At 69.7% G+C, this 18,671-nt stretch carries 16 protein-coding genes; 12 read left to right on the forward strand and 4 right to left on the reverse strand.

The annotated features are described in order from the left end of the window. Positions 1 to 145: 145 nt before the first annotated feature. The 10 genes from PXH83_RS16660 (at position 146) to PXH83_RS16705 (ending at position 8,301) form a co-directional block, all read left to right on the forward strand. Complete coding sequence (locus PXH83_RS16660) at positions 146 to 1,075, forward strand: Rossmann-like and DUF2520 domain-containing protein (RefSeq protein ID WP_274561164.1); 930 nt, start codon at positions 146 to 148, stop codon at positions 1,073 to 1,075. Continuing rightward, complete coding sequence (gene panC, locus PXH83_RS16665; RefSeq protein ID WP_274561166.1) at positions 1,072 to 2,133, forward strand: pantoate--beta-alanine ligase; 1,062 nt, start codon at positions 1,072 to 1,074, stop codon at positions 2,131 to 2,133. Before PXH83_RS16660 ends, panC begins: the two co-directional genes overlap by 4 nt. Then, entirely contained in the window at positions 2,130 to 3,866 is a 1,737-nt protein-coding gene (locus tag PXH83_RS16670) for an L-aspartate oxidase (RefSeq protein WP_274561168.1), read from the forward strand. The genes panC and PXH83_RS16670 overlap by 4 nt, the downstream gene beginning before the upstream one ends. 2 nt (positions 3,867 to 3,868) lie before the next feature. Continuing rightward, complete coding sequence (nadC, locus tag PXH83_RS16675; RefSeq protein WP_274561171.1) at positions 3,869 to 4,855, forward strand: carboxylating nicotinate-nucleotide diphosphorylase; 987 nt, start codon at positions 3,869 to 3,871, stop codon at positions 4,853 to 4,855. Between the two features lie 3 nt (positions 4,856 to 4,858). Then, complete coding sequence (locus PXH83_RS16680; protein WP_274561173.1) at positions 4,859 to 5,665, forward strand: type III pantothenate kinase; 807 nt, start codon at positions 4,859 to 4,861, stop codon at positions 5,663 to 5,665. A 190-nt stretch (positions 5,666 to 5,855) separates the two neighbouring features. Next, positions 5,856 to 6,464: a hypothetical protein gene (locus tag PXH83_RS16685; protein ID WP_274562859.1), complete on the forward strand. Its 609-nt coding sequence runs from the start codon at positions 5,856 to 5,858 to the stop codon at positions 6,462 to 6,464. 14 nt (positions 6,465 to 6,478) lie between these two features. Next, positions 6,479 to 6,664 (forward strand): hypothetical protein, encoded by a 186-nt coding sequence (locus PXH83_RS16690; RefSeq protein WP_214920845.1) that lies wholly within the window; start codon positions 6,479 to 6,481, stop codon positions 6,662 to 6,664. A 159-nt stretch (positions 6,665 to 6,823) separates the two neighbouring features. Further along, positions 6,824 to 7,267, forward strand: a complete 444-nt coding sequence (locus PXH83_RS16695; RefSeq protein ID WP_274561175.1) for a BlaI/MecI/CopY family transcriptional regulator — start codon at positions 6,824 to 6,826, stop codon at positions 7,265 to 7,267. Positions 7,268 to 7,276: 9 nt separating this feature from the next. Further along, on the forward strand, positions 7,277 to 7,819 hold the full coding sequence (locus tag PXH83_RS16700) for an amino-acid N-acetyltransferase (RefSeq protein WP_274561176.1): 543 nt from the start codon (positions 7,277 to 7,279) through the stop codon (positions 7,817 to 7,819). A 146-nt stretch (positions 7,820 to 7,965) separates the two neighbouring features. Then, positions 7,966 to 8,301 carry a histone-like nucleoid-structuring protein Lsr2 gene (locus PXH83_RS16705; protein WP_274561177.1) on the forward strand — a complete coding sequence of 112 codons (336 nt, stop codon included), beginning with the start codon at positions 7,966 to 7,968 and terminating at the stop codon, positions 8,299 to 8,301. Here PXH83_RS16705 and PXH83_RS16710 read toward each other — a convergent pair. Then, positions 8,280 to 8,900 (reverse strand): SCO3374 family protein, encoded by a 621-nt coding sequence (locus tag PXH83_RS16710; RefSeq protein WP_274561178.1) that lies wholly within the window; start codon positions 8,898 to 8,900, stop codon positions 8,280 to 8,282. The genes PXH83_RS16705 and PXH83_RS16710 overlap by 22 nt on opposite strands. A 452-nt stretch (positions 8,901 to 9,352) precedes the next feature. Between PXH83_RS16710 and PXH83_RS16715 the strand changes: the two genes are divergently transcribed. After that, positions 9,353 to 11,881 (forward strand): ATP-dependent Clp protease ATP-binding subunit, encoded by a 2,529-nt coding sequence (locus tag PXH83_RS16715; protein ID WP_274561179.1) that lies wholly within the window; start codon positions 9,353 to 9,355, stop codon positions 11,879 to 11,881. A gap of 127 nt (positions 11,882 to 12,008) precedes the next feature. Here PXH83_RS16715 and dacB read toward each other — a convergent pair whose 3' ends face one another. Together dacB and PXH83_RS16725 are read right to left on the reverse strand one after the other, a co-directional pair. Beyond that, positions 12,009 to 13,607 carry a D-alanyl-D-alanine carboxypeptidase/D-alanyl-D-alanine endopeptidase gene (dacB, locus tag PXH83_RS16720; protein ID WP_274561180.1) on the reverse strand — a complete coding sequence of 533 codons (1,599 nt, stop codon included), beginning with the start codon at positions 13,605 to 13,607 and terminating at the stop codon, positions 12,009 to 12,011. 73 nt (positions 13,608 to 13,680) lie between these two features. After that, positions 13,681 to 16,914 carry an NACHT domain-containing protein gene (locus PXH83_RS16725; RefSeq protein WP_274561181.1) on the reverse strand — a complete coding sequence of 1,078 codons (3,234 nt, stop codon included), beginning with the start codon at positions 16,912 to 16,914 and terminating at the stop codon, positions 13,681 to 13,683. Positions 16,915 to 17,345: 431 nt separating this feature from the next. Here PXH83_RS16725 and PXH83_RS16730 point away from each other — a divergent pair, with 431 nt between their 5' ends. Further along, a complete protein-coding gene (locus PXH83_RS16730; RefSeq protein ID WP_274561182.1) occupies positions 17,346 to 18,047 on the forward strand; it encodes a M23 family metallopeptidase in 702 nt (233 codons plus the stop codon). On the opposite strand, the gene PXH83_RS16735 is transcribed toward PXH83_RS16730, so the two are convergent. Next, the gene (locus PXH83_RS16735; protein WP_274561183.1) at positions 18,037 to 18,609 is read right to left on the reverse strand and encodes a TetR/AcrR family transcriptional regulator; all 573 of its coding nucleotides are present in this window, start codon (positions 18,607 to 18,609) and stop codon (positions 18,037 to 18,039) included. The genes PXH83_RS16730 and PXH83_RS16735 overlap by 11 nt on opposite strands. Positions 18,610 to 18,671 lie beyond the last annotated feature (62 nt).

The following is an 18,671-nucleotide window of genomic DNA, read 5'->3' on the forward strand; positions in this document are numbered from 1 at the left end:
GCGGTGGCCGGGGTAGGGGAACAGCGTGCGGCGCGGTCGCCGCCCACAGGCTGTGGACAGCGCGGCGGGTGCGCGAAACGCTGGCGTAGCATGACGAGAAATCGTCCGGTACCCGCCGCGGACTGGAACGGAAGGCCGTCCCCGCGTGAATGTGAACGCACCACACGAGCCCCTGGATGCCAGGGACCGACCAGCCCGCCTCACCGTCGGCGTGGTCGGAGCCGGCAGGGTCGGCCCGGCCCTCGCCGCCGCCCTGCGACTGGCGGGGCACCGCCCGGTCGCCGTCTCCGGCGTCTCGGACGCGTCCGTGCGCAGAGCCGCCACGCTCCTGCCCGGCGTTCCGCTGGTCACCCCCGCCGACGTAATGGCCCGCGCCGAACTGGTGCTGCTGACGGTCCCCGACGACGCACTGCCGGGTCTCGTGGAAGGTCTCGCGGAGACCGGCGCGGTCCGCCCGGGGCAGCTGATCGTGCACACCTCCGGCCGGTACGGAACCGGGGTCCTCGCACCCGCCCTGCGCGCCGGCGCGCTGCCGCTCGCCCTGCACCCCGCGATGACCTTCACCGGCACCTCCGTGGACGTCCAGCGGCTGGCCGGCTGCTCCTTCGGTGTCACCGCGCCCGACGAGCTGCGGCTGGCCGCCGAGGCCCTGGTCATCGAGATGGGCGGCGAGCCCGAGTGGATCGCGGAGGAGTCCCGTCCGCTCTACCACGCCGCCCTGGCGCTGGGCGCGAACCACCTGGTCACCCTGGTGGCCCAGTCGATGGAGCTGCTCCGTGAGGCGGGCGTCGACGCCCCCGACCGGATGCTCGGCCCGCTGCTCGGTGCCGCCCTCGACAACGCCCTGCGCTCCGGCGACGCGGCGCTCACAGGCCCTGTCGCGCGCGGCGACGCCGGCACCGTGGCCGCGCACGTCGCCGAGCTGCGCAAGCACGCGCCGCACGCCGTGTCCGGATACCTCGCAATGGCCCGTACGACCGCGGACCGCGCCCTCGCGCACGGCCTGCTCAAGCCGGAGCTGGCCGAGGACCTGCTGGGCGTACTGGCGGAGCAGGACGAAGGGGAGGTCCGATGAGTGCCTTCGAGCTGGTCCCCACGCGCGAAGACCTCCGTTACGTTCTCGACCATTTCGGTGCCCCCGGCCGTACCGCCGTCGTCATGACCATGGGCGCCCTGCACGAGGGCCACGCGACGCTGATCCGGGCCGCGCGCAAGCACGTCGGACCCAAGGGCTTTGTCGTCGTCACCGTCTTCGTCAACCCCCTCCAGTTCGGTGTGGGCGAGGACCTCGACCGCTACCCCCGCACCCTCGACGCCGACCTCGCTCTTGCCGAACAGGCAGGCGCGGACGTCGTCTTCGCCCCCTCGGCCGACGAGGTCTACCCGGGCGGAGAACCGCAGGTCCGTATCGCCGCGGGCCCGATGGGCGAGCGCCTCGAAGGAGCGTCCCGCCCGGGGCACTTCGACGGCATGCTGACCGTCGTCGCGAAGTTGCTGCACCTGACGACACCCGACGCCGCCTTCTTCGGGCAGAAGGACGTTCAGCAGCTGGCCCTTATCCGCCGCATGGCCCAGGACCTCAACTTCCCGGTGGAGATCGTCGGCGTACCGACGGTCCGTGAGGAAGACGGCCTGGCCCTGTCCAGCCGCAACCGGTACCTGTCGCCCCAGGAGCGCCGCACCGCGCTCGCCCTCTCCGGGGCCCTGTTCGCCGCCCGTGACCGGCTCGCCGCCCAGGAGGCCCTGCAGGCCCGCGCGTCGGCCCAGACGATGCCGCCGACGCCCCAGCGCGTGGCCGGGCTCGCCGCGGTCGGCGAGACGCGGGCCGCGGCCGACGCGTACGCCGTGTCGCAGGCCGGCCAGCCGGACCTGAGCGGCCCCGCTGCCGTCCGCGCGGCGGCGGCCGCCGTCCTGGACGCGGCCACGCGCCTCGACCCCCCGCTCGACCTCGACTACATGGCCCTGGTCGACCCGTCCGATTTCACCGAGGTCCCCGACACCTACCGCGGCGACGCGGTCCTCGCGGTGGCCGCCAAGGTCGGCGCGACGCGCCTGATCGACAACATTCCGCTGACCTTCGTCCACGAAATCCGCGAGACCCGCGAGACCCGCGAGCAGGGAGCCTCGGCATGACCCGCACCGGTATACGGCTGAACGCCCCCGCCCCCGGCTGGTCCATCGACGCCGACGTCGTGGTCGTCGGCTCCGGCGTCGCCGGCCTGACGGCGGCGCTCCGCTGCACCGCGGCCGGTCTGCGTACCGTCGTCGTCACCAAGGCCCGCCTGGACGACGGCTCCACGCGCTGGGCACAGGGCGGCATAGCCGCCGCGCTGGGCGAGGGCGACACCCCCGAGCAGCACCTGGACGACACGCTCGTCGCGGGCGCGGGCCTGTGCGACGAGGAGGCGGTACGGGCCCTGGTCACCGAGGGCCCCGACGCCGTACGCAGGCTGATCGAAACCGGCGCGCAGTTCGACACCACGGCCGGCGGGGACATCGCCCTCACCCGCGAGGGCGGCCACCACCGCCGCCGTATCGCGCACGCGGGCGGCGACGCCACGGGCGCCGAGATCTCCCGTGCGCTGGTTGAAGCCGTACGCTCCGCCTCGCTCCGTACGATCGAGAACGCCCTGGTCCTGGACCTGCTGACGGACGTCGACGGCCGTACCGCCGGCGTCACTCTGCACGTCATGGGCGAGGGCCAGCACGACGGCGTCGGCGCGGTCCGCGCCCCGGCCGTCGTCCTCGCCACCGGCGGCATGGGCCAGGTCTTCTCGGCCACCACCAACCCGTCCGTCTCGACGGGCGACGGCGTCGCGCTGGCGCTGCGCGCGGGCGCCGAGGTCTCGGACCTCGAATTCGTCCAGTTCCACCCGACCGTGCTCTTCCTGGGCGCGGACGCGGAGGGCCAGCAGCCGCTGGTCTCGGAAGCGGTACGGGGCGAGGGCGCCCATCTCGTCGACGCCGACGGCGTGCGCTTCATGGCGGGCCGGCACGAGCTCGCCGAACTGGCGCCCCGGGACATCGTCGCCAAGGCGATCATGCGCCGCATCCGCGAGCAGGGCGCCGAGCACATGTACCTGGACGCCCGGCACTTCGGCGCCGACATGTGGGAGGCGCGCTTCCCCACCATCCTGGCGGCCTGCCGCTCGCACGGCATCGACCCGGTCACCCAGCCCATCCCGGTCGCCCCCGCGGCCCACTACGCGTCCGGCGGCGTACGGACCGACCTCCACGGCCGTACGACGGTGCCCGGCCTGTACGCCTGCGGCGAGGTCGCCTGCACGGGCGTGCACGGCGCGAACCGCCTGGCGTCCAACTCCCTCCTGGAGGGCCTCGTCTTCGCGGAACGCATCGCGGAGGACATCGCGGCCGCCCCCGCCTCGCCCGGCCCCGCCGTGCAGAACGAAGAGGCACCCGGCCCTCTCCTCGACCCTGCGACCCGCATCGAGATCCAGCGGGTCATGACGGCCGGCGCCGGCGTGCTCCGCTCCGCCGAGAGCCTCGACCACGCGGCCGATGCCCTGGAAGCCCTGTACCGCGCGGCGGCCCTCGAAGCCGACGGCGCCAAGGACGCCGAGCCCGGCGTCGACGCCTGGGAGGCCACCAACCTGCTCCTCGTATCGCGCGTCCTGGTGGCCGCCGCCCGGGAGCGCGAGGAGACCCGCGGCTGCCACTGGCGCGAGGACCGGCCGGACCGCGACGACGACGCCTGGCGCAAGCACCTCGTCGTTCGGCTGACCCCCGACCGCACCCTCGCGGTGCGCCGCACCGACTCCGCCTCATTCCCGCCCGTACGCCCCGCACGCCCCGCACGCCCCGCACGTCCCGCACGCCGCCCCGCACACGCTCAGAGGGAGCAGTAACCGTGAGTACGCCCGACAACCCCAAGCTCCTGCCGACCGCCTCCGGAGGCTGCGGCGACTCCTGCGGCTGCGGGGAGACGTACGAACTCGACACCAGCGAGTGCGCCCTCGACCCGGGCCTCGTCCAGCTCCTCGTCGAAGCGGGCCTGGACCCCGTCGAGGTCGAGGAGATCGCGAACGTCGCCCTCGGCGAGGACCTCGCCCACGGCGTGGACGTGACGACCGTCGCGACCGTCCCCGAGGACGCCGTCGCGACCGGCGACTTCACGGCGCGCGAGGCGGGCGTCGTCGCCGGTCTGCGCGTCGCCGAAGCGGTCCTCTCCATCGTCTGCACGGACGAGTTCGAGGTCGAGCGGCACGTCGAGGACGGCGACCGCGTCGAAGCCGGCCAGAAGCTGATCAGCGTCACCACCCGGACCCGCGACCTGCTCAGCGGCGAGCGCAGCGCGCTCAACCTGCTGTGCCGCCTCTCCGGCATCGCGACCGCGACCCGCGCATGGGCCGACGTACTCGAAGGCACCGGCGCCAAGGTCCGCGACACCCGCAAGACGACGCCCGGCCTGCGCTCCCTGGAGAAGTTCGCGGTCCGCTGCGGCGGCGGCGTCAACCACCGCATGTCCCTGTCGGACGCGGCGCTGGTCAAGGACAACCACGTGGTCGCGGCGGGCGGGGTGGCCGAGGCGTTCACGCTCGTACGCAAGCAGTTCCCGGAGGTCCCGATCGAGGTCGAGGTCGACACCCTGGCCCAGGCCACCGAGGTCCTGGACGCGGGCGCCGACCTGATCCTGCTGGACAACTTCACCCCGGAGCAGACGGCGGAGGCGGTGGCCCTGGTGAACGGCCGCGCGGCCCTCGAATCGTCCGGCCGCCTCACCCTCGACACGGCCCGGGCGTACGCCGAGACGGGCGTCGACTACCTCGCCGTCGGGGCGCTCACGCACTCCTCCCCGATCCTCGACATCGGCCTCGACCTCCGCGAGGCGAAGTAACCCATGCTGCTCACCATCGACGCCGGCAACACCCACACGGTCCTCGGTCTGTTCGACGGCGAGGAGATCGTCGAGCACTGGCGCATCTCGACCGACGCCCGCCGCACCGCGGACGAACTCGCCGTGCTCTTCCAGGGTCTGATGGGCATGCACCCGCTGCTCGGCGACGAACTGGGCGACGGCATCGAGGGCATCGCGATCTGCTCCACCGTCCCGTCCGTCCTGCACGAACTGCGCGAGGTGACCCGCCGCTACTACGGCGACGTCCCGGCCGTGCTCGTCGAGCCGGGCATCAAGACGGGTGTGCCGATCCTGATGGACAACCCCAAGGAGGTCGGCGCGGACCGCATCGTCAACGCGGTCGCGGCGGTCGAGCTCTACGGCGGACCGGCGATCGTCGTCGACTTCGGTACGGCGACGACCTTCGACGCCGTATCGGCGCGTGGTGAGTACGCGGGCGGCGTCATCGCGCCCGGCATCGAGATCTCCGTCGACGCGCTCGGCGTCAAGGGCGCCCAGCTCCGCAAGATCGAGCTGGCCCGGCCGCGCAGCGTGATCGGCAAGAACACGGTCGAGGCCATGCAGGCCGGCATCGTGTACGGCTTCGCGGGCCAGGTCGACGGTGTCGCGCAGCGCATGGCGCGCGAGCTCGCGGGCCCGGACGGCGACCCGGCCGACGTGACCGTCATCGCCACGGGCGGTCTGGCGCCGATGGTGCTCGGCGAGTCCTCGGAGATCGACGAGCACGAGCCGTGGCTGACGCTGATCGGGCTGCGCCTGGTGTACGAGCGGAACGTGGCACGGATGTAGCGCCGATGCGGTGCGGATGCGGTGCGTCGTACGGGCAGCGCGCCCCGTACGACGGACCGGCCCGCAGGGCGGCCCGGTCCGTACGGCGACCCGGCCCGTCCGCCGCGCCGCCGTACAACCATTAAACCGATTTTGTCCGTTTCTTGCGTATTGTCACTACATGCCCACGCCATACGGATCCCGTGGCGGCATGGCGTTCGGCGCTGACGAGCTGCGTGTGCTCCGACGCGCCCTCGCTGTCGCCCTCCATCCCGCGTCACTGTCCGATGAGGACGTCCAGGACTGCCTGCGCCTCGCCGACTCCCTGGACGAGGCGGTCCGCGAGGCGGGCCGGCTGCGCGCGTTCCTCCTCGCCGACCTCGCCCGCTACCGCGAGGCTCTCCCCGGGGCTGCCGCCGGCTATCTGGAGCTGCTCCAGGACGCCCTGGCCGCCGGATACGGGCCGACCTCCGACGACCTCGCGGCCCTGCGTACGCTCCGCGACATGCCGGGCGCCGCCGCACTCCTCGACCGCTGCCGGGACGTCGCCGAAGAGTCGGTACGGGCCCGCCTGGCCGGCCGGAGCCCCGCACCCGCGCCTCGAACCCGGCTGCTGTCGCTCGTGGGCGGCAGGGCCACGGCCTCCCATGCCGACGATCCGCCGCAACCCCGGAAGGGCGACGGCCCGCCGCAGCCGGGGAAACCCGCGCCGAAGCCCGGCCCCCGTGGTCCCGGGGACCGTCCGATGCCGAAGCCGTCCGAGGTCTTTCCGCCACGCCGTCGCCCCGTGCCCCCGCCGGAACAGAGGGCGGCGGGGTAGCTACTCTGGACGGCATGGACTACGTTTCCGCGCTTCTGCCCCCCGTGGTGATGGCCGTGTTCTTCATCGCCCTGGTCACGACGATCGTCAAGTCGCAGGGTGGCTCCAACAAGGCCAAGGAAGACGCGGCCGTGGACGCCGCCCTCTCCCGCGCCGAGTCGGCGCAGCAGACCCGGACGCCCGAGGCGGGCCAGGCCTGACGGCACTCTCTTCGCGAGGCTCACGACAGGCTCACGACGCGGCTTGCTGTGAGGCTCGCGAAGGCGCTGCGTGAGGGCGTACGACTCATTCCGAGCCGTACGCCCTTTTTGCTGCGCAAATACCTGCCATTACTGGAAATCTCCCACTATGGTGGCGCTGTGCCTCGCCAATTGGGAGAGCTGGAAGACGCCGTCATGACGCGCGTGTGGCAGTGGAACCGACCGGTCACCGTCCGGGAAGTCCTGGAAGACCTTCAGAAGGAACGGTCCATCGCCTACACGACGGTCATGACCGTAATGGACAATCTCCATCAGAAGGGCTGGGTGCGCAGGGAAGTCGAGGGCCGCGCCTATCGATATACGGCGGTCTCCACTCGCGCCGCATACTCGGCCGCACTGATGAACGAAGCCTGGTCCACGAGTGACAACCCAGCAGCGGCCCTGGTCGCCTTCTTCGGCATGATGTCGGCGGAACAGCGCGATGCTCTGGAGGACGCGATGCGTGTCGTCGGTCAGCGCACCGATCCCGCCGATGCCGCATCTCCCGCAGAGGGCGCATCTTCCGCAGAGGGCGACGAGAGCGCGGACGACACGGAGCGATAGCGTCGCGGTATGCCCTCAGAGCCTCCCGCGCTTCCCAATGCCGCTGCAAAAGCCATCACCGTACGGCGGGCAAGGACCAGTGATGTGCCAACGATCCGCAACCTTGTGGACACGTACGCACAGAAGCGGATCCTGCTCGACAAAGCGAACGTGACGCTTTACGAGGACATCCAGGAGTTCTGGGTCGCCGAACGCGACGAGGACGCGGCCGTTGTCGGCTGCGGCGCTCTGCATGTGATGTGGGAAGACCTCGCGGAAGTACGAACTCTCGCGGTCGATCCGGCCTTCAAGGGCGCCGGAGTCGGGCATCAAGTGCTTGGCCAGCTGCTCCAGACAGCGCGCTGGCTCGGTGTGCGCCGGGTTTTCTGTCTCACCTTCGAAGTCGAGTTCTTCATCAAGCACGGCTTCGTGGAGATCGGTGAGGCTCCTGTCGACGGAGATGTCTACAGCGAGCTCCTGCGTTCCTATGACGAGGGTGTAGCGGAGTTCCTCGGTCTCGAACGGGTGAAGCCGAACACCTTGGGCAACAGCCGGATGCTTCTGCACCTGTGATCTTCTGAAGCCGTTGGAACACCCTATGTCCGAAACGCGCACGTTTCCCGTGTTGATGAGGTACTGAACCTCGACCGGGGGTTTGTGTTTTCCAGAGAAAAGCGGTTTCCTTTCCGCGTACTGCATTTTCGATGAAAGGAAATCCGGTGGCACAGAAGGTTCAGGTCCTTCTTGTCGATGACCTCGACGGCGGCGAGGCGGACGAGACGGTGACGTTCGCTCTGGATGGCAAGACCTACGAGATCGACCTCACCACCGCGAACGCGGACAAGCTCCGTGGTCTGCTCGACCCGTACGCCAAGAGCGGCCGACGCACCGGCGGCCGCGCGGCTTCCGGCCGCGGCAAGGCGCGCGCTGCCGCTGGTGGCAACCAGAACACCGCCGAGATCCGTAAGTGGGCCAAGGCGAACGGTTACAACGTGAATGACCGTGGCCGCGTCCCGGCAGACATCCGTGAGGCCTACGAGAAGGCCAACGGCTGAGCATTCGCGTCAGCGAAATTCGAGTGCAACAACCGGGCCCGGTGGCATTCAGTTGCCGCCGTGCCCACGAGTCGTACGAGATCGGGTGTTTCCGCACAGCACCCGAGTCCGGCGAATGCCGGCAGCATCGGCTCGACCTCGTGCCGCGGCTCGGGGGGTCGCAGCCACATGGCGGCCCCCTGCGAGCTTGTCCATCCGGGCGGTGTGGGCGCGGCCATCCGCCCGCCCGCCCCGATCGCGCGCAGATCCAGGGCGACGCCGCCCCACTCCAGCCAGTCGAGGAGCCCGGGCAGCTCCTCTGCGCTCCCCGCGGCGACCAGCAGCCGCATGCGCCGCCCGAGGAGCGCAACGGGCCCTGTGAGGCCGCTCAGGCGCCGCAGGACGGCAAATCCCGCGTCGGACGGCAGTTCCAGTACGTCGAAGCGCAGGCCCGTCAGAAGCTGCACCGGGCCCTGCGCCGGAAGTCCCTCCGCCGTGGCCCAGTTCGCCGTGGCCCAGCCGAGCTCGTGCTCGTACCACTGCGCGATCGACTGCGCGATGCCGTTCGCGAACGGCATCGGCGTGCGCGGGAGCGGGACCTGACTCGGGGGGGTCGCCATGTCCGGACCAACTCCGGAAACACTTCGCGAGTTACGCTTCGTATGCACATGACTGCGCTCTGTTGATGCTCGGAGGGCGTGCGAGCGTATTCGGTCGCGCAAGGATGTTCGCCCGTAGCGGAGGGAACCGGTGTGCGCTGCATGGAGTGTCAGTGCTTGCGGGTAAGACATTCCTAGTGGGAAGGGGCGACACGCTGGTCGAGCCGTCTCACGTTCGCCATCGGCGTACTGAATGAACGGGTATCTGCTTGGCCTGCGGGAACATCGTCTCGCACCATCAGGTTGGAGCAGTAGACAGCTGTTCCGGCAGTGAGGTTTCCCCGCAAGGGCGGGGTGATCCGGACGGATGTCGGCAGTTGGAATGAGCTGTCCCGTCCCACGGGACTAGCATGCGGAAGGACTGGGAGGGGACCGACCCCTCACTGCCCGACCGCTCTGAGGAGCGATTAACGATGTTCGAGAGGTTCACCGACCGCGCGCGGCGGGTTGTCGTCCTGGCTCAGGAAGAAGCCCGGATGCTCAACCACAACTACATCGGCACCGAGCACATCCTCCTGGGCCTTATCCACGAGGGTGAGGGTGTCGCCGCTAAGGCCCTGGAGAGCCTCGGGATTTCGCTCGAGGCGGTCCGCCAGCAGGTGGAGGAGATCATCGGTCAGGGGCAGCAGGCCCCGTCCGGCCACATCCCCTTCACTCCCCGTGCCAAGAAGGTCCTGGAGCTGTCGCTCCGGGAGGCTCTTCAGCTCGGCCACAACTACATCGGTACCGAGCACATCCTGCTCGGCCTGATCCGCGAGGGGGAGGGCGTCGCCGCCCAGGTCCTCGTGAAGCTGGGCGCCGATCTGAACCGGGTGCGGCAGCAGGTCATCCAGCTGCTCTCCGGTTACCAGGGCAAGGAGACCGCCGCTGCCGGCGGCCCGGCCGAGGGCACGCCCTCGACCTCTCTCGTCCTGGACCAGTTCGGCCGCAACCTGACTCAGGCCGCCCGCGAATCCAAGCTCGACCCGGTCATCGGGCGCGAGAAGGAGATCGAGCGGGTCATGCAGGTGCTGTCCCGTCGTACCAAGAACAACCCGGTTCTCATCGGCGAGCCCGGCGTCGGAAAGACGGCGGTCGTCGAGGGGCTGGCTCAGGCCATCGTCAAGGGCGAGGTGCCCGAGACCCTCAAGGACAAGCACCTCTACACCCTCGACCTCGGTGCGCTCGTCGCCGGTTCCCGCTACCGCGGTGACTTCGAGGAGCGCCTGAAGAAGGTCCTGAAGGAGATCCGCACTCGCGGCGACATCATCCTGTTCATCGACGAGCTCCACACCCTTGTGGGTGCGGGCGCCGCCGAGGGCGCGATCGATGCGGCCTCGATCCTGAAGCCGATGCTCGCCCGTGGTGAGCTTCAGACCATCGGTGCGACCACGCTCGACGAGTACCGCAAGCACCTTGAGAAGGACGCCGCGCTGGAGCGCCGCTTCCAGCCGATCCAGGTGGCGGAGCCTTCCCTCCCCCACACGATCGAGATCCTCAAGGGCCTGCGCGACCGCTACGAGGCGCACCACCGTGTGTCCATCACGGACTCGGCGCTTGTCGCGGCAGCCACTCTGGCCGACCGCTACATCTCCGACCGCTTCCTGCCGGACAAGGCGATCGACCTGATCGACGAGGCCGGCTCCCGGATGCGAATCCGCCGGATGACCGCACCGCCGGACCTCCGCGAGTTCGACGAGAAGATCGCCGGTGTCCGCAGGGACAAGGAATCCGCGATCGACTCGCAGGACTTCGAGAAGGCGGCTTCGCTGCGCGACAAGGAGAAGCAGCTCCTTGCGGCCAAGGCCAAGCGCGAGAAGGAATGGAAGGCCGGCGACATGGACGTCGTCGCCGAGGTGGACGAGGAACTGATCGCCGAGGTCCTGGCCACGGCCACGGGCATCCCGGTCTTCAAGCTCACCGAGGAAGAGTCTTCCCGCCTGCTGCGCATGGAGGACGAGCTCCACAAGCGCGTCATCGGCCAGAAGGACGCCATCAAGGCCCTCTCGCAGGCGATCCGCCGTACGCGAGCCGGTCTGAAGGACCCGAAGCGCCCCGGTGGCTCGTTCATCTTCGCCGGCCCGTCCGGTGTCGGTAAGACGGAGCTCTCCAAGACGCTCGCCGAATTCCTCTTCGGCGACGAGGACGCACTGATCTCCCTCGACATGTCGGAGTTCAGCGAGAAGCACACGGTTTCCCGTCTCTTCGGTTCTCCCCCCGGTTACGTGGGTTACGAAGAGGGCGGACAGCTCACCGAGAAGGTCCGCCGGAAGCCGTTCTCCGTCGTCCTCTTCGACGAGGTCGAGAAGGCCCACCCCGATATCTTCAATTCCCTTCTGCAGATCCTTGAGGACGGTCGTCTGACCGACTCCCAGGGCCGCGTCGTGGACTTCAAGAACACGGTCATCATCATGACGACCAACCTCGGGACCCGGGACATCTCCAAGGGCTTCAACCTGGGCTTCGCGGCTCAGGGCGACGTCAAGACCGGCTACGAGCGGATGAAGAACAAGGTCAACGAAGAGCTCAAGCAGCACTTCCGCCCCGAGTTCCTCAACCGTGTCGACGACACAGTCGTCTTCCACCAGCTCACCGAGGACGACATCATCCAGATCGTCGACCTCATGCTCGCCAAGGTGGACGAGCGCCTGAAGGACCGCGACATGGGCATCGAGCTCAGCTCGGAAGCCAAGTCGCTGCTCGCGAAGAGGGGTTACGACCCGGTCATGGGCGCCCGGCCGCTGCGCCGGACGATCCAGCGGGAGATCGAGGACATCCTGTCCGAGAAGATCCTCTTCGGCGAGCTGCGTCCCGGCCACATCGTGGTCGTCGACGTCGAGGGCGAGGGCGACGCGAGGGCGTTCACCTTCCGCGGCGAGGAGAAGTCGGCACTCCCCGACGTTCCCCCCATCGAGCAGGCAGCGGGCGGCAGCACCGGCCCGAACCTGTCGAAGGACGCGTAACAGCGCTCTGAGCGCCTGAAGGGGCTGCCCCGGAACCGTATGGGTTCCGGGGCAGCCCCTTTTGCTGTCCGCCTGTCGGCCCTGTCGGCCCTGTCGGCCTGTCCGCGTCGGCTTCAGCCTTCAGCCTTCAGCAGCGGGCCGGCTTGCGCCAGGAGCATTCGAGGTCGCCGGCGGGGGTGGCGTTTCGCTGGAGGCTGGGGCGTACGAGCTGGGTGTCGGTCTTGGTGGACTTCGCGAGGGTGATCACGATCGCGTCCTCGATGCTCTTCACCGAGGAGGCCAGGTAGTTGTTCAGGACGATGCTGTAGACGAGCTCGCGGCCGCCCGCGTCCGTGACGTACCCGGACAGGGCGGAGGCGCCGGTCAGGGAGCCGGTTTTGGCTCGGGTATTGAGGGCGGCGGGGGTGTTGCACATGCGGGAGCGGAGGGTGCCGCCGATGGCGCGGTCCGGGTTGCAGGCGACGGGGAGGGAGGCGTACCAGTCGGCGTACCAGGGGGCGGTGCGTACGGACAGGAGGAGCTTGGCGAGCTGGGCGGCGGAGATGTTGTTCATGCGGGAGAGGCCGGAGCCGTCCACCTGGCGGAGCTTGGAGGCGTCCACGCCTTCCTTGGTGAGCTGGGTGGCGATGGCGGCGAGGCCGGCGTTCCAGGTGCCTTTGCCGCCCGTCTCGTAGCCGATGGTCTTGGTGAGGGCCTCGGCGTGCATGTTGTTCGACAGCTTCATGAAGGGCCGCATGAGCTCTTTCAGGGGCATGGATGTGTGGGTTGCGAGGGGCTTGGCGTTGCCGGGGGTGGGGCGGCCGTGGCTCGTGGGGCGTGTGATGCGTACGCCGTGGGCCCTCAGGGCGTCGGAGAAGACCTCTGCGGCGTAGCCGGTCGGCTCCCAGACGCTGATCCACTCCTTGGTGGGGTTCGCGCCGACGGGGATGTTGCCGGTGACGGCGATGGTGTTGGAGCCGTGTTCGCGTTCGACGGTGAGGGTGTCGGGCTGCCCGGCCGGGACCGTGGTGGCGCGGACGTCGATGTCGACGTAGTCGGTGCGCGGCGTGAGGGTGGTGACCGGGCGGTCGCCCGGATTCGCGCCGGGGGACGCCGTGACGACGACCGTGCCCGAGTCGTAGTCGGTGTCGGGGGCGACGGTGAGCGCGGAGATCTGCGCCGAGTAGTACGCGGACTCGTCGTCGGCGGCCCATGAGCGGCCGAGGCGCTGGGTGTCGAAGCGGGTGTCGTCGGCGATGAGGCGGCCGGTGACGCGCTTGATGCCGGACTCGGCGACGGTGGCGGCAAGTTGCTCGTAGTCCTCGGCGAGCATGGTGGGGTCGCCGGTGCCGCGCAGATACAGGTCACCGACGAGTACGGAGCCCTGTCGGCTGCCGGTGGTCAGGACGTCCGTGCGGTAGCGGTACTCGGGGCCCAGCAGGGCCATGGCGGCGATGGACGTGGGCAGTTTGGTGTTCGACGCCGGCATCAGGCGGTCGGCGCCGTCGCGCTGGTAGAGGGTCTCGCCGGTGGCCGCGTCGGCGACCACGACGCCTGCGGCTCCGCCGTCGAGGCGGGGGTCGGTGAGGATCGTGTCGATGGCGCCCTTGATGCCGGTGTCGGAGGGGCCGGCTCCGGCGGGTGAGCTCCAGGTGAGTGTGCAGGCGAGGCCTACGGCCACGGGCCAGACCCAGACGTGCGTACGGCGCTTCGCGCGAATCACAGGTCGAATCACAGGTCTACTCATGGCACAGGAGCATCCCTGACGGAGGCGCTCGTCGGAAGGACGCCTGCGCCGACGGCTGACGCGGCGTCAACTGTCAGCCGGTGAAGCCCCGTCTCCGCCCCAGGACCCTGACCCGCCCGGGGAGCTGCTCGACGCCCCGGACGGCCGTGAGCGAGAACAGCTCGATGTACTGGAGCGAGGTAAGGGCAGCCAGCGACGCGACATCGCACTCGTCCGTGGGACCGCTGACCATCAGTGAGGTGAGGCTGGGAAACAGTTCGGGCACCATGTCGAGCGCCGACTGGGAGAACGGGCCGAGGAGCGTGAGCCGCTCCACGTTCGCCAGGCTGCCCGAGAAGGGAGCCAGCGCGAGCGATTCCCCGCTCACGCGCAAGGCGCTTATCCGGGGGAGCCGGCTGATGACGGCCCACTCCTCCGCGCTCCGGGGACTGCTCGCAGGGCCGAGCGAGACGTCCTTCAGGGCGCTGTGCCTGCCGAGGCCCCGGAGGCCGTCCTCCGGGCGGACCATGTCGACGAGGTCGAGCGTCCTCAGCGGCGCCCGGGCAGGGAGATCGGACGTGGACCAGGCAAGCCCTCCGCCCAGGGTGAGGATTTCCAGCCGGTCCATCCTCGACAGGGCGCCCAGGTCGGCGCCCGGGGCCATGTCCAGTACGGCCGTGCGCAGAGGGAGGCGGCAGATCCCGGTGAGGTTCGTCAGCCGGGGGCAGCCCGCGACGGTCAGATGGGTGAGACCGCTCTGGCCGCGCAGGAACGACACGTCCCGCAGGTCGGGATTCTCGCGGATCCTGGCCCTGGTGAGCTCCGCCGCGTCTGTGTAGGCGCGCAGCGCGGACGGCGAGATGGGGCCTCTCGCGTCGAGCATCGGCCGGGGGCCGAGGGTGCGCAGGGCGTCGAGTTGTTCGTCCGTCCGGGCGGTGAAGTACAGGCCGGTCGGGTCGATCCGGGAGATGACCTCGGCGGCGTACTGCTGGGTGTGGAACCGGTCCCAGGACCAGATGAGCTGCGCGCGGACCCGTTCCGCCTGATGCCCGCAGAAGCGGGCGAGGAACGGAATTGCTCGCTCCGACGCCACATGGGACGCGGCGATGACGACATGCTCGGCGGCCTCCTCGTCGAGCCGCTCCGGTCCGTCGAGCAGGTCCAGGATCATCGGGCCGACCGCTGCCAGTTCGCGGGCCGCCTCGGCGCTGCGCGGTGGAATGAGGGCCTCCGTGCGGCGTTCGACCTCCTGGCGTACGGCGAGGGAGAGCTCGGTGGCGTCTTCGAGGCAGGCCGCCGCCAGGAGGTGGACGCGGGTCCGTGCGGCGTCGTCCGGATTCTCGTCGCCGTACGAGAGGAGGTCGCCGAAGAACTCCACGCGCTCGCGCGGTCGCGCGTGGGCGACCGCCATCCGGATCACGTCCTCCCACTGGTCGTTCGCGGCATGGCGTACGAGCATCCCGAAGTCGCCCTCCTCGACGGCCGCCCTCGCGCCGAGGAAGTCCTGGAAGGTGCGGTGGATGAAGTCGACGGTTCCGGGGGCCTGTTCGCGCAGCAGCCCGCTGCGGTGCAGGAAGTGGTCGAACACCGCCTTCGCCTCACCGAGCTCGGCCACTTCGGGCAGTGCGGGCAGTGCGTCCGCGATGATGCTCTCCGCCCGCGAACGGTCCATTTCGGTGCGGCCGTTGCGGATCAGCCAGTACGCGAGCCGCTGCAGCAGCTGGATCTGCGGTTCCTCGCGGAGCTCCGGCAGCCCCATGTTGCGCTCGCGGTCGCGGCGTACGAGCAGCATCGAGAGGGCCGCCGTATAGAGGTCCTTGCGGCCGTGCGGCAGGAAGCCGTGGCGGTCGCGGTGCAGCGCGCAGATCATCCCGCACATCAGCGGGTTGGTCGCGAGCCGCCCCAGGTCCGGCTTGGCGCGCACCGCTTCGAGCAGCTGCTTCTCGTAGGCGAGGAGGGCGGTGTCCTCGTCCTCGGAGCCGGTACGGGCCGCGCTGTGCCAGCGCTTGATGAAGGCCGCGACGTCGGCGGGCCGCATGGGGGACAGGGCGAGCTCGGTGAAGTCCTCGTCGCCGAGCCAGTCCTCCCGTACGGCCGAGGGGCGGGACGTGACCAGCCAGCGGTTGCCGGGGTACGCGTCGATGAGGTCGCTCAGCCAGCCACGGGTACGGGAGCGCTCGGCATCCGGGATCTCGTCGATGCCGTCGACGAGGACCAGGCCGCGGCGGGCGTTCAGTACGCGGGTCTCCCAGCCGGCGGGCTGCTCCCCGGCGAGCGGCGAGCCGACAGCGGCCAGGAAGTCCCTGGGGGCGGGGAGGCGCTCGCCGTGGCGGGTCAGGGTGCGCAGGGGCAGGACGAAGGGGATGCGGTCGTAGAGGTACGCCATGCGGTCGTCGAGGTCCTGGCGGGCGGCGGAGACGGCGAGCCACTGGACGAGCGTGGTCTTGCCCGAGCCGGCCTCGCCGCGGAGCAGGACGCGGTCGTGTTCGGCGAGTGCCTGGTCGGCGGGGCGCGGTTCGAAGACGGTGTCGAGGCTGCCGGACATCAGGCGGGAGCCGCCGCCGATCCCGCCGACGTAGTCCCGGAGCGTCTGGACCGTCGTGTCCCCGCGGATGGGGCCGACGGCCGTCGCCTCCAGGCTGAGATACGCCGCGTCCAGCGGCCACTTCCCCGGTGAGTTGCTGAGGTCGATCCCGAAGATCGTCAGCTTGCTGTGCTTCTTCGCCACGTATGCCAGATAGCGCTGCTCGAACGCCACGTCCTCCGCCCCCGGCAGCGGCCGGCGGGAGATGAGCTCGTCGACCTTCGCGATCAGCTCGGCCTGGCGGCGGCTCTGTGCGACGAGGGTCGCCGCGACGAAGGTCGACCGCTGGGTGAAGAAGTTCAGGATGTGCAGGCAGGTGGCGTCGAGGAGGCGCTCGTAGAAGTACGTCGCGTCGCTGGACAGCTGCCGCTCCGGGCGGTCGTCGGCACGGCGCAGTTCGCGGGCCAGGGCGGTGTGGCCCAGTTCGACGGCCTCGACGTCGCTGAGGGTGAGGTCTCCGAGGGCGTACAGCGTGCTGGTCAGGGCGTCGGTGACGGCCCGCTCCTCGTCTGCGGGCAGCGGCCGCTCGCCCGTACGGAGGGCCTGTCTGACCAGCTCGGCGGCCAGTTTGCGGAGGTCGTTCTCGCCCAGGGTGCGCTTCTCGCCCCTGAAGGAGACGTAGCCGGCGAGCCGGACGGGCTTGTCGACCAGCCCGGCGCCCGGGCCCTCGCTCACGAAGAGCTTCTTGACCAGTGGTGCGACGGCGCTCGACACGAGCCGGGCGCCGATGCTTACGGGATCCACGTGCCGTCCCCCTGAGGCCTGTGCTGTCCGAGTGGATCAGCCTAGCGAGGGGTCTGGCGGTGACAAGGCGCACAGGCCGCGAGTGGCCTACGAAACCGAATAGTGGATGTGTTCCAGCCGGGGTGAGGGACTTTCGTCCCGGCGGCCGGGGGACCTTCGGACCGCTTACCGGCGAGGGTCCGAGACCTGGCTTTATAGCCGGTTTCATCAGCTCTGGCTTGGGTTTAAACCGGGAAACAGGGGGTTTATTGCAGCTTATATGCCCACCTGGCGGAAGGGGTAGACGGCCGTCAAGAGCCGAAAAGAAGATGTCGCACATACGGCCCGTGGTAGTAGATAGCCCATTTTGGGCAGGGCGGGAGCACGGGTTACCAAGGTGGAGCAAGCCCGGCGACCAGCCGGGTTCATTCACGCCCGGAGGTTCCCCCCGTATGCAGAAGCGCGACATGTTCTCCCGAATCGGCTCCTCGTCCGCCCGTAGCCGCCGCACCGCCCTCGTGGTCGCCGGACTCGGAGCGTCGATGGTGCTCGGAACGGCAGGCGTGGCGTTCGCCGCCGAGGGGACCGCGGCCACGGCCGTCAAGCAGCAGGCCGAAGCGCAGGCCAAGGCGGCCGTAAACGCGAAGAAGGCCGCCGAGCAGGCCAAGGCCAAGGCCAAGGCCGACGCCAAGGCGAAGGCGGCGAAGGCCAAGAAGGCCATGGCGAAGAAGGCCGCGTCCTGGCAGCAGCCCCTCGACCACTACGCGCTGAGTGCGACGTACGGCAAGGGCGGCGGCATGTGGGCCAGCAAGCACTCCGGCCAGGACTTCGCCGTGCCCACCGGCACCGCGGTCGAGGCCGTGCACGGCGGCACCGTCGTGAAGTCCGGTCCCAACGGCGCCGGCGACGGCCCGGCGTACGGCAACGCGATCGTGGTCAAGCACGACAACAACACGTACTCGCAGTACGCCCACCTGTCGCGCGTCGATGTGAAGCCCGGCCAGACGGTCAAGACGGGTCAGCGCATCGCGCTCTCCGGCAACACCGGCAATTCGAGCGGCCCGCACCTGCACTTCGAGGTCCGTACGACACCGAACTACGGCACCGCGATCAACCCGGTGAGCTTCCTCCGCGCCGAGGGCGTCAGCCTGTAACACCCGGAGCCTGGCCGTGCGCCCGGCTCACCAGATCGACGGCGACTTCGAGGACGGCCCTGCGCTTCTCCTCGGGGTCGCCTTCGACGTCCTTGAGTACGAACATCCCCGCATGCATCGTGAAGAGTGCGCTGATGCAGCGGACCTGGTCGGTCAGTGCCGCGTCCGGCTCCTTGATCAGGTCGAGCATCACGAGCATGCGCTCCTTGAAGGTCTCGCCGATGCTCAGGTCGCGCATCGTCGCCTGGTTCTCCTGCATGAAGCGGAAGAGCGGAGCGGCTGCGGTCAGTGCCTCGCTGTAGCGGGTGAGGATTTCCTTCTTCGTGTCGAGCGAGTGCGGCTGCTTCTGCCCCCACTCGATCAGCTCGTCCATGGGCCTGGTCAGGTCCTGGAAGAGGCTGACGATGATGTCTTCCTTGGTCTTGAAGTGGTAGTAGAGCGCCGCCTTCGTGACATCGAGCCGCTCGGCGATCTCCCGCAGCGAGGTCTTCTCGTATCCCTGCTCGGCGAAGAGTTCAAGCGCGACGTCCTGGATGCGCTGGCGAGTGTTGCCTCTGGACACGTTGAACTCCCAATAAAACTTACTTGACGCCCGGCTAGTCAGGGTCTACTTTCCCATTGTAG

It is taken from the genome of Streptomyces spiramyceticus (assembly GCF_028807635.1).
Classification (GTDB): domain Bacteria; phylum Actinomycetota; class Actinomycetes; order Streptomycetales; family Streptomycetaceae; genus Streptomyces; species Streptomyces spiramyceticus.

Coding starts and splice junctions, on each gene's coding strand:
- panC (WP_274561166.1), top strand. CDS start 1,072: ATGAGTGCCTTCGAGCTGGTCCCCACGCGCGAAGACCTCCGTTACGTT.
- PXH83_RS16670 (WP_274561168.1), top strand. CDS start 2,130: ATGACCCGCACCGGTATACGGCTGAACGCCCCCGCCCCCGGCTGGTCC.
- PXH83_RS16680 (WP_274561173.1), top strand. CDS start 4,859: ATGCTGCTCACCATCGACGCCGGCAACACCCACACGGTCCTCGGTCTG.
- PXH83_RS16685 (WP_274562859.1), top strand. CDS start 5,856: ATGGCGTTCGGCGCTGACGAGCTGCGTGTGCTCCGACGCGCCCTCGCT.
- PXH83_RS16690 (WP_214920845.1), top strand. CDS start 6,479: ATGGACTACGTTTCCGCGCTTCTGCCCCCCGTGGTGATGGCCGTGTTC.
- PXH83_RS16700 (WP_274561176.1), top strand. CDS start 7,277: ATGCCCTCAGAGCCTCCCGCGCTTCCCAATGCCGCTGCAAAAGCCATC.
- PXH83_RS16710 (WP_274561178.1), bottom strand. CDS start 8,900: ATGGCGACCCCCCCGAGTCAGGTCCCGCTCCCGCGCACGCCGATGCCG.
- PXH83_RS16715 (WP_274561179.1), top strand. CDS start 9,353: ATGTTCGAGAGGTTCACCGACCGCGCGCGGCGGGTTGTCGTCCTGGCT.
- dacB (WP_274561180.1), bottom strand. CDS start 13,607: ATGAGTAGACCTGTGATTCGACCTGTGATTCGCGCGAAGCGCCGTACG.
- PXH83_RS16730 (WP_274561182.1), top strand. CDS start 17,346: ATGCAGAAGCGCGACATGTTCTCCCGAATCGGCTCCTCGTCCGCCCGT.